Raw genomic sequence first — 14209 nt, forward strand, 5'->3', positions numbered from 1 at the left:
CGAGCGCTTGAAGCGCGTCGACGTTCGAGCGTCGTGCAAATAAACGCCAGCCACCACGGAAGGGGATCGCAGCGATGGTTTCCGGCGAGCAGCTTCAGGACTGGCGTTCTCACGCCCAGCGGATCGAAAACGAAGTCGCGAGAGTCGTCGTCGGTCAGCAGCAAACGCTGAGGCTCATCAACGTCGCCTTGTTCGCACGCGGCCACGTGCTGCTCGAAGGCGGCGTCGGGGTCGGCAAGACGACCGTGTTGCGGGCGTTCGCGCGCGTGGTCGGCGGCGACTTCGAGCGCGTCGAAGGGACGATCGATCTGATGCCGGGCGACCTCGTCTATCACACCTATGTCGATGCCGACGGCAAGCCGCGCATCGAACCGGGCCCGCTGCTGCGCCACGGCGAGCAACTGACCACCTTCTTCTTCAACGAGATCAATCGCGCGCGTCCGCAGGTCCAATCGCTGCTGTTGCGCGCGATGGCCGAACGTTCCGTGTGGGCGTTCGACCGCGAGCACCGCTTTCCGCACATGACCGTATACGCCGACCGCAACAAGGTCGAGAAGGAAGAGACCTTCGAGCTCGCGTCGGCGGCGCGCGACCGCTTCCTGTTCGAGCTGAACATGCCGACGCCGACCGACGAGGACGCGCGGCGCAGCCTCGTCTTCGACACGAGGTTCCATGACGTCGACGGCCTGCTCGCGCAACTGACTCCGTCGATCGTGCCGTGGGAACAGTTGAACCGGATCGGCGCGGCGATCCAGCAGGGCGTGCAGGCGAGCGAGACGATCGAGCGCTACGTGCACGACATCTGGCAGGCGACGGAAACGCCGGCGCGCTTCGGCATCGCGCTCGACGGCGTCGACATGGAGCAGCTGATTCTCGCGGGCGCAAGTCCGCGCGGCATGAGCGCGCTGCTGCGGGCCGCGCGCGTGGTCGCGTGGCTCGCGGGACGCACGCATCTGCTTCCGGAGGATATTCACGAAGTGCTGCTGCCGGCGCTGGGGCATCGCGTGTTCTTCACGCCGATCTACGAGCTGCGCCGCCAGGAGCTGGCCGAGGCGCTGATCGCGCGGATCGTCGCGAACGTCGCCGTGCCTCGCTGACCGCCGGCGCGCGCACCCACGATGAACGACACCGCGGAATTCCACTACCGTCTGCCGATGCGCGCGGCCGGCGCGCGGCCCGGCTCGCATCCGGGCTCCAGCTTCGGCTCGGGTCAGCAGTTCGCGATGCACGGCCGGTTGTTCGACTACCCGGACCCGCGCCGGCTCGATCTGCGCGCGAGCTTGCGCGCGGCGCGCGACGAGTGGCTCGTGCGCGTGCATTTGCAGCGCGTCGCGGTGCCGGTGTTCGTGATCGTCGACGTATCGGCGTCGATGCGGTTCGGCAGCCGTAAAACGAAGCTGGAGGTCGCCGCCGATTTCGTCGAAGCGCTCGGCCATAGCGCGTTCCGGGTCGGCGACCGGCTCGGCATGCTGGCCTTCGATGGCGGCGAACGCGACGATCTGTTCATGCCGGCGCGCACGGGGCGGGGCACGGGCTCGCTGCTCGCGAGCATGCTGCGCGAACGCGCCGGTGAAACGGCTGATCGTCAGGCGAATGGTCAGGCAGAACGTCAGGCCGGAGGTCAGGCCGGACCCGCGGCCGTCGAAGGATTGCGGCGTTGCGCGATCCGTATCGCTGGACGCCAGGCGCTCGTGTTCGTCGTGTCCGATTTCCACTGGCCGCTCGCGCGACTGTCGTCGGTACTCGACATGCTGGTGCATGCGTGCGTGGTGCCGATGGTCGTGTGGGACGCGGCCGAGATTACGCCGCCGCAGCACGCCTCGCTGCTGGCCGTCAACGATGCGGAGTCCGGCGAGGAGCGTCGCGTGTGGCTTTCCCGCGATGTGCGCGAGCGCTGGCGCGAAGGCGTCGCGCGCCGTCGCGACGAACTCGCCGCGGGGTTCGGCGCGCGCGGCATCCGGCCGTTCTATGTCGAAGGCGCGTTCGATCCGGAAGCGATGTCGCGCTACTTTCTGGAGATGACGGTATGAGCGCGCGCGGTGTGCGCGGTGGCGTCGCTGGTCGGGCGGCGCTGCATATGCTGATCGCGTCGCTCTGCGGCGCCGCGAGCGCGACGGTCACCGCCGCCGTGGCGACCGCGCTCGTTCAGGAGCCGCGCGCGTTCGGCTATGTGCTCGGCGATGTGCTGACGCAGCGCGTGCTGCTGGAGGCCAACGATCGGGACATCGGCGCGGTCACGCCGCCTTCGGTCGGACGCACGGGCGTGTGGCTCGAACGCCGGCCCGTGACGCTCGAAACCGATGCCGACGGCCGCAAGTGGATGGTGATCGCGTATCAGGTCGTCAACGCGCCGCAGACGCTCACGCAGATCACCTTGCCCGCGTTGACGTTGACGTCGGCGGCGGGCACGCAATTGCAGGTCGCCGAATGGCCGGCGAGCATCGGACCGTTGACGCCGCAAACCGCGTTCGCCGCGGGGGATTTGCAGCCGCTGCGGCCCGATCGTCAGGCACCCATGCTGGGCACGGCCGGCTGGCGTCGGCAGATCGCGTGGGCGCTCGGCCTGCTGCTCGCGACCCTGCTCGCGTGGGCGAGCTGGTGGTGGGCGCGCAACCGACGCGAGGCGGCACGGCTGCCGTTCGCGCGTGCATGGCGGCAGATGCAGCGACTGCCGGAGGCGCCCGCTGCTTCATCGAACGATGCGTGGGTCTGCCTGCATCGCGCACTGAACGAAACCGCCGGCCAGGTCGTGCATGCGGCTTCGCTATCCGCGTTGCTCGCGCGCGCGCCCTATCTGCAACCGCTGCGCGCGCAGCTCGAACGCTTCTATCTGGCGTCGTCCGAGCGCTTTTTCACACCGGCGCCGAAGGCCGTCGGGAATCCCGGCGAGCTGTCGTTGCACGCGCTGTGCCGTGCGTTGTATCGGGCGGAGAGGCGCCATCAGCGATGACCATGAGCCTCGATTTCGCCCTGCCGTGGATGCTGGTGCTGCTGCCGCTCGCCGCGCTGCCGCTGCTGCGGCGACGCAGCGACACGCTGGTGTTTTCGAGCGTCGCGTGGCTGCCCGCCGACGATCTCGGGCGCGCGGCCGGCTGGCTCGTACGCGGCGGCGCGGCACTGGCGATCGCCGCGATCGTCGTCGGGCTGGCGGGGCCGGGGCGCTCTCAGTTGCAGGTGCTGCGCACCGGCAGCGGCGCGCAGATCCTGATCCTGATGGACCGCAGTGCGAGCATGGACGAGCCGATGGGCAGCAAGGGCGTCGAGGCGCCGCGCGGCGACTCCAAGAACCACGTGGCGCGCGCCGCGTTGACGCGCTTCGTCGAGCAGCGGCCCAACGACCGGCTCGCGTTCATGATGTTCGGCACCAACCCCGTGCTGGCGATGCCGTTCACGTACAACCATCGCGTAATCGAGGCCGCTGTCGCGGCGACGGCGATTGGCCGTGGCATGCCGGACACCGAGCTCGATCGCGGCATGCTCGCGGCGATCGCGCAGTTCGACGGGCGCTTGTCGTCGGGCCGCCGCGCGATCGTGCTGGTCTCCGATGGCGGCGCGTTGCTCGACGAAACGATGCAACGGCGCATCGAGGCGGGACTGCGACGCAACCGGATCGCCCTCTACTTCATCTACTTGCGCAGCAGCGTCTTCAGTCCCGATCTGAACGCGACGCAGCCCGTCAGCGGAACCTCGGCCGAAGCGCAGCTGCATCGCTTCTTTCTGGCGCTCAGGACACCGTATAGGCTGTTTCAGGCCGAAGACCCGAAGGCGATGATGGCGGCGATCGCGGAGATCAACCGGCAGCAGAACGCGACGACGACGTTCGTCGAGCATCTGCCTCGCCAGGACCTGAGTCTGTACTGTTTCGCGCTCGCGCTGTTCTGTTCGGCGCTGCTGGTGCTGCTGCACCAGTTGCAGGTCAGGAGCTGGGCATGAAGCGCACGCTGATCCACACGCTGTTCGGCACCGTGGCGATCGGTTGCGCCGCGTGGGCCGCGTCTGGCTTCGTTCGTCTGCAGCACGCGGAGCGCGTCGATCAGGCCATTCTCGCGACGAACGCCGCTGCGCGCGACCAGGCTGCCGGCGACGACGCGCGCGAGGTCCAACTGGCCCGCGCGATAGCGCTGTCGAAAGCGGGCGCGTATGACGCAGCGGCGCGGCTCTATAACGGTCTGATCCCCGAGGGCAGCCCGCCTGACGAAGTCGGCCGCGCGGCGCTGTTCGATCTCGGCAACCTGTACCTGCGCGAAGGCAGCGGCGACACGGGGCAGACGGTCAGGTCTCTCGCGATGATCGGTGAGGCCAAGGCGCGCTACCGGCTCGCGCTGCGCGCGGCGCCCGACGATTGGGACGTGCGCTACAACCTCGAGCGCGCGCTGTGGCTTGCGCCGGAAACGCCGTCCGCGCTCGCCGGGCCCGATGTGAAAGAGCAGCACAACGTCAAGCTGCGTGACCCGCAGAGCCAGGACTTGCCATGAGCGGCGTTTCGCGCGAGCGCGGCTTCGCCAGATGGCGTCACGCGTTGACGCCGCTCGCGCTCGTCGCATTGATCGCGGCGGTCGCGATGCCGGACGTCACTTTGCCGCGCAACACGTTTAACTACATCGTGACGTTCGATATCACGCAAAGCATGGACGTCGAGGACGTGGTGCTCGACGGCGCTCCGGTCAGCCGGCTCAAATTCGCGCAGGCCGCGATGCGCGACGCGCTCGGGCGCTTGCCGTGCGGCTCGAAGGTCGGCTGGAGCGTGTTCACGGGGCAGCGGGCGTTGCTGCTGATGGCGCCGCTCGAAGTCTGTGGCAACTACGACGCGCTGCTGGTGTCGCTCGAGGGCATCGACGGGCGCATGCGCTGGACCAACTGGAGCCGCATTGCCGAGGGCGGTGTGTATTCGGCCGTGCGGGTCGCGCAGGAGGTCGGCGGCGGCGCGGCCATCGCGTTCGTCACCGATGGTCAGGAGGCGCCGCCGGTATCGGCGTCGCGCCCGCTGATGGAGGGCATCAATGCCGCGCGAATCAGGGGCTGGCTGATCGGCGTCGGCGGCGACCAGCCCGCGGCCATTCCGAAGACCGATGCCGACGGTAACCGGATCGGCTACTGGCAGGCCGACGACGTGATCCAGCTGCCGCCGACGCCAGGCTCCGGTGTCGAGGCGCAAACGCACGAGGAGTTGTCCGAATTGCGCGGCGAGTACCTTGCGTCGGTGGCGGGGCAGACTGGCCTCGACTACCGGCGCCTGCTGAACGTGACGTCGTTCGGCGATGCGCTGCTCGATGCGCGCTTCGCTCGCCGCGAACCGGTGCCGACCGATCTGCGCTGGTGTCCAGCGCTGCTCGCGTTGCTGCTGCTCGTCGCGCGCTTCATGCCGGATGCCGTTCTCGCATGGCCGCGCGCCTGGCGAAAGCGCATTCGAACGATCGTTTTGCAGATCGCGCCGGCATTCAATGGCCGGCCGACACGAGTCGACTGACTCACGCGAGCGCGAACGTTGACGCTGCAACGGTTGAAGGTGCAGGTATCCGATCGAACCGCGTAGTTGATTGCGAAACCTCGCAAGAGTTGCCGGGTTCGACCGACTCACGAGGCTTGCGCCAGAAGCTCTTGCCGGTCTTCGAGGCCGGAGAGCGTTGCCAGGAATCATTCTCAATCGGTCCACTTCGACGTCGACTCCAGCGCTGAGTCGCGAAGGCGCATGCGCTCGCCGCACACGCGAGATACCCCACACTTTGACCTACCAGTACGCCAATGACTGACTACAATGTCTGAGTGCAAGCGACGCTGCAAGGCGCTCGGTTCGACGGGAGCGCCGTGTCATGTGACATTTCAATTCCTTCACTGGAGGCATGCGATGACGTGCCAAAACGAGAGGATTGTCGGAGCGGTACTCGTCTTGGTGAGCGGCTACGCGTTTGCGGGCGGCCCCTTCGGCGATGTGCCGCAAGCGATGATGGTCGCCAACATCGTCGCGTCGCCCGTCGAAGTCGTGCCGCCGATTCCCGAGCCTCGGCACTACTTCGAGCAGCAGCGCTATGCGATGGAGTATCACGGGGATCAGGGCAAGCCGTTCTTCGCGCAAATGGAGAATTACTATAGTGTGGACGTGACGCGCGATGTCCAGCTCGGCACTGCGAAGGCATTGGTGTCGTCCGGACCGGAGTTCGCACCGGTGTCCGAACCGGGCGCAAAACCTGCCGCGCAAAATGCTTCAAATCCTCTGCAACTGGGTCCATCTACCGCGCCGCAATTGTCCATCGTTCAGATGAACAGTTCAGTGTTGTCGATAGGCGCGTCACCGCAGCGACGCTTGTCCTTGACGATCGACGACTGGGTGTTCTCCGGCACCGCGCGCGTCGCGGTTCTGCATTCTCACGATACGGGCGCGACGCTGATCGTCAAACGTCGCTACTGAGTGATGTCGGACGGCCGCGCATTTCACGTCGACGAGTCACGTCGACGAGTCACGTCGATGAAAAGCGCTCGCGATACACCTGCGGCGCCACGCGCAGCTGACGCACGAAGCTGCATCGCATCGTTTCCTCGCTGCCGAATCCACACCGCGCCGCGATTCGTTTGATCGACCAGGATGTCTCGCTTAGCAAGCGCTGTGCCGCTTCGATGCGCAACTGCTCGACCGCGCGGGCCGGCGTGCGGCCCGTTTGCGCCTTGTAGTGGCGCATGAAGCTGCGCTCGCTCATATGAAGCCGTCGCGCGAGCGCGGGGACCGACAGGTCGGTTGCGAGATGCGACGTCATCCATGCATGCAATTCGCCGAAACGGTCGTCGGCATGTTGCAGCGACAGCGTCGCGCTGAACTGCGACTGACCCCCCGGCCGCTTCAGAAACACGACGAGCTCGCGCGCGACATCGAGCGCCAACGCGCGCCCGTGATCCTCTTCGAGCATGGCCAGCGCGAGGTCGATGCCGGCGGTGACGCCCGCCGATGTCCAGATAGCCCCGTCGCGAATAAAGATTGGATCGGCTTCGACGCGCAGTTGCGGATACGCCTGCGCGAGTTCGTCGCAGCGCCCCCAATGCGTGGCGACGCGGCGGCCGTCGAGCAGTCCCGCCTCGGCGAGCAGGAACGCGCCCGAGCAGACCGAGGCAACGCGTCTGCAATGCGGCGCATGGCGCTGCGTCCAGCGGATCAGACGCTGATCGGCCGATGCCTGACGAATCCCCCAGCCGCCCGGAACGATCAGCGTATCGACCGGCGCTTTCACCGAGCGCAGCGAACCGGCGAGTACCGCAAGTCCCGACGACGACGTGACGGGCCCGGCTTCGGCTGCCACGACGCGGGGTGAGTAGAGTTCGTCGAGCCCACGCTGCGCGACGAGTTCATTGGCGGACGCAAATACCTGCAGCGGACCGCTGACGTCGAGCAGTTGCATGTTGGGGAAGGCGAGCAGCACGATGGAGGGGGGAGCGCTGGACATATCGTGTGTAACAGGGGCTGTAAGAGAGAGCGCGCGCGCGTGGCAGAAAAACTGGGGTTAATGGCAGTCTTGCCAAAGCCTACGCGCATAGAATCAGTCCGTCCACCTGGAAGACGCGGCGGATCACGCGTTTCGATTTCTCCCTGAATAAGGTATCCCTATGAACCTGCAAATCGGTTTTCTGGTGTTTCCGAAAGTACAGCAACTCGATCTGACTGGCCCGCACGACGTACTTGCATCGTTGCCGGGCGCCACGATGCATCTGATCTGGAAGACACGGGAGCCCGTGGTGTCGAGTAACGGGCTCGTGCTGACGCCGAGCACGACCTACGAAAGCTGCCCGCCGCTCGACGTGATCTGTGTGCCAGGCGGAAGCGGCGTGACCGACCTGTTGCAAGACGAGCAAACGATCGACTTCGTTTGCCGACAGGCCGCCAGCGCCCGCTACGTGACGTCGGTCTGCACCGGCGCGTTGCTGCTTGGCGCGGCCGGCTTGCTGCGCGGGCGGCGCGCGACGACTCACTGGGCTTTTCACTCGCTGCTTGCACCGCTCGGCGCGATACCGACGCATGCGCGTGTGGTCCGCGATGGCAATCTGATTACCGGCGGCGGCGTGACGGCGGGCATCGATTTCGGTTTGACCGTCGCGGCCGAACTGGCGGGCGCAGAAGAGGCGCAGGCGATCCAGCTCGAACTCGAATACGCGCCAGCCCCGCCGTTCGACGCGGGCGATCCGGCGTTGGCGCCGCAAGCGGTGGTGGAACTGGTCCGGCGACGGTCGGCGGAAGGCCTGGCCGCGCGGCGCCGGGTGGTGATGGAGATCGCGGAGAGAAGCTACTAACCAGTGCGTAAGTAAGCGAACATAAATCGACGCCATGGTCTAAGCTTTAAGGGGTTTAGGGAGAGGCGAGATGCGAGAGGACGACGGCCGGCAGCTTTCACATGCAACGCTTGAAGAGATCCGTATTCGTGCGGTCAAGCGCGTCGAAGCTGGCGAGTCGCCGGAGGACGTGATCCGCACGCTCGGATTCTCGAGGGCGCGTATTTACGAGTGGTTGGCGGCCTGGCGCGAAGGGGGCATCGAGGCGTTACGAGCCAAGGCAATCCCTGGTCGACCGATGAAGCTGTCGTCCGAGGCTATCCGCTTCGTCTATCAGACGGTCACAACGAAGAACCCCATGCAGATGAAGTTCGAGTTTGCATTGTGGACGCGAGACATGGTGCGGGAGTTGATTCGCGAACATTTCAACGTCAGGCTCTCCGAGGTGTCGGTCGGTCGACTGCTGCGCAAGCTCGGGCTTTCGCCCCAGCGACCGCTTGCGCGTGCGTACCAACGCGACCCTGAACTGGTCGAGTCGTGGATGCGGGACGAATACCCGGCCATTGTCGGGCAGGCCAAACACGTCGGGGCACAGATCTTCTTCGTCGACGAATCGACGGTACGATCGGACTATCACAGCGGCACGACCTGGGCGCCGGTCGGTCAAACTCCGGTAGTCGAAGTCACTGGCGCGCGCTTCAAGGTGAACCTGATCTCAGCGATCAGCCCGCGTGGCCAACTTCGCTTCATGTGTTTCGAAGGCAGCTTCAAGATCTCCGTATACGTCGACTTCGTCAAACGGCTGATGCTCACCGCCGATGCGCCTGTCTTCCTGATTGCCGATGGTCATCCGGTACATCGTTGCAAAGCGATCCGGCAGCTTGCCGCGGAATCAGATGGGCGCCTTTGTCTGTTCTTCCTTCCTGCTTACTCGCCAGACCTGAACCCGGACGAGTTGGTATGGGGTTATCTCAAACATCACAAGATCGGCAAGCTTGCCATCAAAGGTCCCGGGCATCTCAAGCAGCGTGTTCGAGCGGTTCTGCGCTCGTTGCAAAAGATTCCGGCTTTGGTCCGATCCATGTTTCAACATCCGTCAGTCCGCTACGCGGCTTGACCCATGTCCGGTTACTTTGTTTCGGCTTAGTAAGTCTTGCATGCGGGTACGGGCATTCCATTAAACTGTGTGGCTCTACCCGTTTCCGCCAGTCGGATCGATGCGATGAAGTACGAAGAATTTTCCCCGGGGCACTCCCCATGCGCGTAGGCAAGCCCGTCAAGGCACTGCCGCAGCCGTCATGCGACTACTGCGGCAACCGTGCGTTGCTCGCGCGTTACGGCGACGAGTCCTACCCCTATCGCAGCGATCAAGGGGCGCTGTGGATCTGCACCGCATGTCAGGCGTGGATCGGCGTTTATTCGCGCAGCAAGCACAACCTGCCGCTCGGCCGCCTCGCCGACGCAACGTTGCGCGAGTCGAAGAGCAAGCTGCACGATGCGCTCGAACCGCTCGTTGCCGGGAAGGTGCGCCGCGATGGTGTCAACGCGTTCGAAGCCCGCGCGAAAGCGATCCGGTGGGTCGCGACCGAGCTTGGCTTCGATCCGGTTCCGGCGAGCATTCACGCGTTCACGCCCGAGCAGTGCGAACAGGCGCTGCGTTATGTCGAGGCCTTTGTCGAGGCTCGGCGTGCGAGATAGCGCAATAGCCCCAAACCGCTAGCTCCCTTTCATTCCTCCAATACCACCCCGCCATACCGCCTTCCCCGCGCCTCTTCATCCCCACCAAATTGGCAGTTCTCGTGCGATGCGGCCCGGCAGTCGGATCGCACCTGCGTTCGGGTGCATATTTCCGGTTGCGTCCGTCGCTATCGTGAACTACAAATCTAAAGTTACGCGCTGGTTCGATTTTTGGCGGGCCGGGCTTCCGTTCAGAACCGTTCGAACGACAGGGAGAGTGCCGTCATGAGAATGCGCCCCGATCCTACCTTTCATGCATCGCCGAAGCTCGCGATGGATGCGCCGGCGGAAGAATACGCGTACACGGTGCTGCTAAGTCCGGACTCCTCGCAGCCCGACGCGCTCGCCGTGATCGACGTGAAGCCCGGTTCGCCGACTTATAGCCAGGTGGTCCACACGGTGCCGGTGCCGAACAAGGGCGACGAATTCCATCACTTCGGCTGGAACGCGTGTTCGTCCGCGTTGTCGCCGTTGACGGGCCACGCTTTTCTGGAACGTCGCTATCTGATCATTCCGGGCATGCGCTCGTCGCGCATCTATATCGTCGATACGAAGCCGCATCCGACCCAGGCGAAGATTCGCAAGATCATCGAGCCGGAGGAAATTTTCCGCAAGACCGGCTATTCGCGCCCGCACACCGTGCATTGCGGACCGGAGGGCATCTACGTGAGCACGCTCGGCGGTGGTGGCAAGGACGGCACCGACGGGCCGCCCGGAATCTTCATCATGGACTGCCAAACATTCGAGGTGCTGGGCCGCTGGGAAATCGAGCGCGGCGCGCAGGAAAAGCATTACGACTTCTGGTGGAATCTGCCGCGCGACTACATGGTGTCGACCGAATGGGCGCTGCCGCCGCAATTCGAAAACGGCATCGTGCCCGAAGACCTGCTCGCGAACAAATACGGCCACCGAGTGCACTTCTGGGATCTGCGCGCGAGGCGCAACGTGCAGACGCTCGATCTCGGCGCGAATCATCAGATGGCGCTCGAAGTGCGCCCCGCGCACGACCCGAGCCGCGAGTACGGCTTTATCGGCGTCGTGGTCGATACGACGAATCTGGAAGGGTCGATCTGGACCTGGTGGCGCGAAGGCGGCCACTTCCACATCGAAAAGACCGCGACCATTCCACCGGAGCCCGCGCATGCCGACGAGTTGCCGCCGCTGCTGCAAGGTTTCGGCGCGGTGCCGCCGCTCGTCACCGACATCGATCTTTCGATCGACGATAAATTCCTCTACGTCTCCTGCTGGGGCACCGGCGAGATGCGCCAGTACGACGTGAGCGAACCGCGCAAGCCGAAATTGACGGGCTCGGTGCGCATCGGTGGAATCGAACGTTGTGTGCCGCATCCGAACGGCAAGGCTTTCGCCGGCGGTCCGCAGATGGTCGAGATCAGTCGCGACGGCAAGCGCATCTACTGGACCAACTCGCTCTATTCGACGTGGGACGACCAGTTCTATCCGGATGGTGTGCCCGGCGTGCAAGTGATGGCGCATGCCGAGCCCAATGGCGGTCTCGAGCTCGCCGAAGATTACTTCGTCGAGTTTCCCGCCGGCTATCGCGCGCACCAGATTCGCCTCGAAGGCGGCGACTGCTCGACCGATTCGTTCTGCTATCCCTCGGTGGGCGTTTGAGCGGCGCGGTGTCGCCGCAAGCGGCACTGTGGCTGGCCGTCCTCGCGAGCGGTGTGTATCACGGACTCAATCCGGCGATGGGGTGGCCGCTCGCGGTGTCGAACGCGCTGATGCAGCGGCGCTCGCAAGCGCTGGTCGTAGCGCTTCTTTATCTCGCGGCGGGGCACGCGCTCGCCATATTGCTGATGATGCTGCCGTTCGCGATGCTGGCCAGTGTGCTCGCGTGGCAGCGTCAGATGCAGATCGGCGCGAGCGTGCTGGTGATCGGCTTCGGTCTGGTGTTGCTGATGCGCCGGCGCCATCCGCGCGTACTGGCGAGAATTCCGCCGTCGCGGCTCGCGCTCTGGTCGTTCGCGGTGGCGATCGCGCACGGCGCTGGCTTGATGCTGGTGCCGATCTACCTCGGTCTGTGCCGCGCAGACGCAATGGACAGCGCGCACCAAGCCGCCCAAACGCTGATCGAAACGAGTCTGCGCATGGCGCTGTCGGTCTCCGCGGTGCATGCGGCCGCGATGACGATGGCCGGCGGCGTGCTCGCATGGCTCGTTTATCGCTACCTCGGGCTCAGGTTCGTGTCGCGCAGTTGGTTCAATCTCGATGCGGTATGGGCGTCGAGTCTGATTCTGGTGGGCGGCGTGTCGCTGGCGTTGAACGCGGCGGCAGCGGGCGTTTCCGGTTGATTTCGACGCGGCCGATCCGGCCGATGAGGCTCCCGGGCACAGCATATGCTGCGTAGCTTCGGGCAGGGACGCCATTCCGTGCGGGTCCTGATTTTTCCTCTCGTCATCTACACCCGGAGAAGATCATGCCGCTGAAGAAAGGGACATCGAAAGAGACCGTGTCGCACAACATCAAGACCGAGTCGAAGCATGGCAAGCCGCACAAGCAGGCTGTCGCGATCGCGTTGAATCAGGCGCGCAAGTCGGGCGCGAAGATTCCGAAGAAGAGTGAGAAATAAGCGGTTCAGCACGCGCGGTCGTACCCATGACCGACAGGCCGCAGAAAAAGCGCGCGCATGGCGACCCGCAATCGGAGCCAGCGGATGTCGAACCCGATCAGCATCCGGCGAAGCTCGACGATTGCCGCCGTTGCGCGCTCTGGCGCAACGCGACTCAGGCCGTGCCCGGCGAAGGGCAGCGGCATGCGTCGATCGTGCTGGTCGGCGAGCAACCCGGCGACATGGAAGATCTGCAGGGCAAGCCCTTCGTCGGGCCGGCCGGCGCGTTGCTCGACAAAGCGCTCGAAGAAGCGGGCGTCAAGCGTGACGACGTCTACGTGACGAACGCCGTCAAGCATTTCAAGTGGATCGCGCGCGGCAAGCGTCGCTTGCACAAAACGCCCGCTCAGCGTGAAGTGGATGCTTGCGGCTACTGGCTGGAGCAGGAGCTCGACATGCCGCATGTGCGCGTGGTCGTGGCACTGGGCGCGACCGCGTTGAAAGCGGTTGTTCACGACTCGCACGCGCGCTTGCAGGACGCGTTCGACAAAACGCTCGAGCGCGGCGAGCAACGCGTGGTCGCGACGTACCATCCGTCGTTTGCGCTGCGCGCGCCGGACCCTGAAACGCGTCGCGAGGTGTACGAACGCATCGTCGCAGCGTTGCGCACCGCACAGAAGCTGGCCCACGGCGGCAAGCGCTCAGGATGACGCCGGCGCGTGCGCCGCTCGTAATCCGAGGCCTTTCATCAATCGTTGTGCGTCGAACGGCGCCCGAGCTTTTACATCGTTGTCGAAGTAGCAGTAGACGTCTCGCGCGGCTCGGCGAGGCGGCCGGAGTTGCGGCGCGATCAAGCGCGCGTCGGCAGGCTGGGAGCCGCCGCGCCATGCATCGATTCGCTCGGCCCATCGTTGCAGAGCGTCGTCCCCATACGAACCCGAGTATTTGGCTTCGCTGCCGTGCAGGCGAAGATAGACGAAGTCCGCCGTCAGATCTTCGGCGACGGGCCACGGTTCGGTGGAATCTGAAACGACGAGCGCGACCCCGTATTGCCGAAGCAAGGTCACGAACGCCGGATCGACGAAGCTCGCGTGGCGCACTTCGACCGCGTGACGCAACTTCCGCTTGCGATCGATGTCGACATAAGGCGTCTTGACACGCGCATCATGGTGCTTCGCCAGCGCCGATGCGCTCGCGATGTCGGACGGCAACACGCTCAGAAAGCGCTCCATTGCCTCGGGCTCGAATCGGAACGAGGGCGGAAATTGCCATAGGACCGGACCAAGCTTTTCGTTCAACGCGAGTAGCCCCTGCGCGAAGAAGTTCGCGATGCCGACACGTGCGCTCGCATCGCGAAACCGCAGCATATGAGTCAGATAGCGCGCGCCTTTGATGCCAAACACGAAGCCGTCAGGCGTTTGCGCGTACCAACGCTGCCAGCTATCGAGCGATTGAAGGCTGTAATGCGTGCCGTTGATTTCGATCGTGCCGAATAGCGCCGACGCGTACTGTAATTCCGCTGCATGTTTGAGATCCTCTCCGTAAAAGCTGCCGCGCCAACCTTGGTAGCGCCAGCCGGAAATGCCGATACGCACATCGCCGGTTTTCTTCATTCGCGCGTCGAGTCCGGCGGAATGGGGTTCGGAGTCCGGC

The 14209-nt window shown here is 65.0% G+C and carries 16 protein-coding genes; 14 read left to right on the forward strand and 2 right to left on the reverse strand.

The genetic code is table 11. From position 1 onward, the window contains the following. Positions 1-74: 74 nt before the first annotated feature. From OKW38_RS33960 to OKW38_RS33990, 7 genes are all read left to right on the forward strand, one after another. Positions 75-1097 carry an AAA family ATPase gene (locus tag OKW38_RS33960; RefSeq protein WP_018424618.1) on the forward strand — a complete coding sequence of 341 codons (1023 nt, stop codon included), beginning with the start codon at positions 75-77 and terminating at the stop codon, positions 1095-1097. Between the two features lie 21 nt (positions 1098-1118). Further along, complete coding sequence (locus OKW38_RS33965; RefSeq protein ID WP_429365073.1) at positions 1119-2030, forward strand: DUF58 domain-containing protein; 912 nt, start codon at positions 1119-1121, stop codon at positions 2028-2030. Further along, the gene (locus OKW38_RS33970) at positions 2027-2950 is read left to right on the forward strand and encodes a calcium incorporation protein MxaA (protein ID WP_429365074.1); all 924 of its coding nucleotides are present in this window, start codon (positions 2027-2029) and stop codon (positions 2948-2950) included. Before OKW38_RS33965 ends, OKW38_RS33970 begins: the two co-directional genes overlap by 4 nt. Continuing rightward, complete coding sequence (locus OKW38_RS33975) at positions 2947-3933, forward strand: vWA domain-containing protein (protein WP_429334317.1); 987 nt, start codon at positions 2947-2949, stop codon at positions 3931-3933. The genes OKW38_RS33970 and OKW38_RS33975 overlap by 4 nt, the downstream gene beginning before the upstream one ends. Continuing rightward, positions 3930-4475 (forward strand): tetratricopeptide repeat protein, encoded by a 546-nt coding sequence (locus OKW38_RS33980; protein ID WP_429365075.1) that lies wholly within the window; start codon positions 3930-3932, stop codon positions 4473-4475. The genes OKW38_RS33975 and OKW38_RS33980 overlap by 4 nt, the downstream gene beginning before the upstream one ends. After that, on the forward strand, positions 4472-5467 hold the full coding sequence (locus OKW38_RS33985; RefSeq protein WP_429365076.1) for an MxaL protein: 996 nt from the start codon (positions 4472-4474) through the stop codon (positions 5465-5467). The genes OKW38_RS33980 and OKW38_RS33985 overlap by 4 nt, the downstream gene beginning before the upstream one ends. A 378-nt stretch (positions 5468-5845) precedes the next feature. Continuing rightward, a complete protein-coding gene (locus OKW38_RS33990) occupies positions 5846-6406 on the forward strand; it encodes a hypothetical protein (RefSeq protein WP_429334314.1) in 561 nt (186 codons plus the stop codon). Positions 6407-6455: 49 nt separating this feature from the next. Here OKW38_RS33990 and OKW38_RS33995 read toward each other — a convergent pair whose 3' ends face one another. Then, positions 6456-7430, reverse strand: coding sequence for a GlxA family transcriptional regulator (locus OKW38_RS33995; protein WP_090809120.1), 975 nt, complete (start codon positions 7428-7430; stop codon positions 6456-6458). Positions 7431-7590: 160 nt separating this feature from the next. Here OKW38_RS33995 and OKW38_RS34000 point away from each other — a divergent pair, with 160 nt between their 5' ends. The 7 genes from OKW38_RS34000 (at position 7591) to OKW38_RS34030 (ending at position 13266) form a co-directional block, all read left to right on the forward strand. Then, on the forward strand, positions 7591-8271 hold the full coding sequence (locus tag OKW38_RS34000; RefSeq protein WP_429365077.1) for a DJ-1/PfpI family protein: 681 nt from the start codon (positions 7591-7593) through the stop codon (positions 8269-8271). A gap of 70 nt (positions 8272-8341) precedes the next feature. After that, a complete protein-coding gene (locus OKW38_RS34005; protein ID WP_429359560.1) occupies positions 8342-9367 on the forward strand; it encodes an IS630 family transposase in 1026 nt (341 codons plus the stop codon). A 140-nt stretch (positions 9368-9507) separates the two neighbouring features. Next, entirely contained in the window at positions 9508-9948 is a 441-nt protein-coding gene (locus OKW38_RS34010) for a zinc-finger-containing protein (RefSeq protein WP_429365078.1), read from the forward strand. Between the two features lie 264 nt (positions 9949-10212). Next, positions 10213-11619 (forward strand): selenium-binding protein SBP56-related protein, encoded by a 1407-nt coding sequence (locus OKW38_RS34015; protein WP_429365079.1) that lies wholly within the window; start codon positions 10213-10215, stop codon positions 11617-11619. Between the two features lie 8 nt (positions 11620-11627). Next, complete coding sequence (locus OKW38_RS34020) at positions 11628-12299, forward strand: hypothetical protein (protein ID WP_316251847.1); 672 nt, start codon at positions 11628-11630, stop codon at positions 12297-12299. Between the two features lie 125 nt (positions 12300-12424). Next, the gene (locus OKW38_RS34025; protein WP_018437257.1) at positions 12425-12577 is read left to right on the forward strand and encodes a DUF6496 domain-containing protein; all 153 of its coding nucleotides are present in this window, start codon (positions 12425-12427) and stop codon (positions 12575-12577) included. A gap of 26 nt (positions 12578-12603) precedes the next feature. Further along, on the forward strand, positions 12604-13266 hold the full coding sequence (locus OKW38_RS34030) for a UdgX family uracil-DNA binding protein (protein ID WP_429365080.1): 663 nt from the start codon (positions 12604-12606) through the stop codon (positions 13264-13266). Here the strand turns inward: OKW38_RS34030 and OKW38_RS34035 are convergent. Further along, complete coding sequence (locus OKW38_RS34035) at positions 13258-14169, reverse strand: DUF72 domain-containing protein (RefSeq protein WP_429365560.1); 912 nt, start codon at positions 14167-14169, stop codon at positions 13258-13260. The two genes, OKW38_RS34030 and OKW38_RS34035, sit on opposite strands and share 9 nt — an antisense overlap. Between the last annotated feature and the right edge of the window lie 40 nt (positions 14170-14209).

It is taken from the genome of Paraburkholderia sp. MM5496-R1 (assembly GCF_050436205.1).
Lineage (GTDB): Bacteria > Pseudomonadota > Gammaproteobacteria > Burkholderiales > Burkholderiaceae > Paraburkholderia > Paraburkholderia tuberum.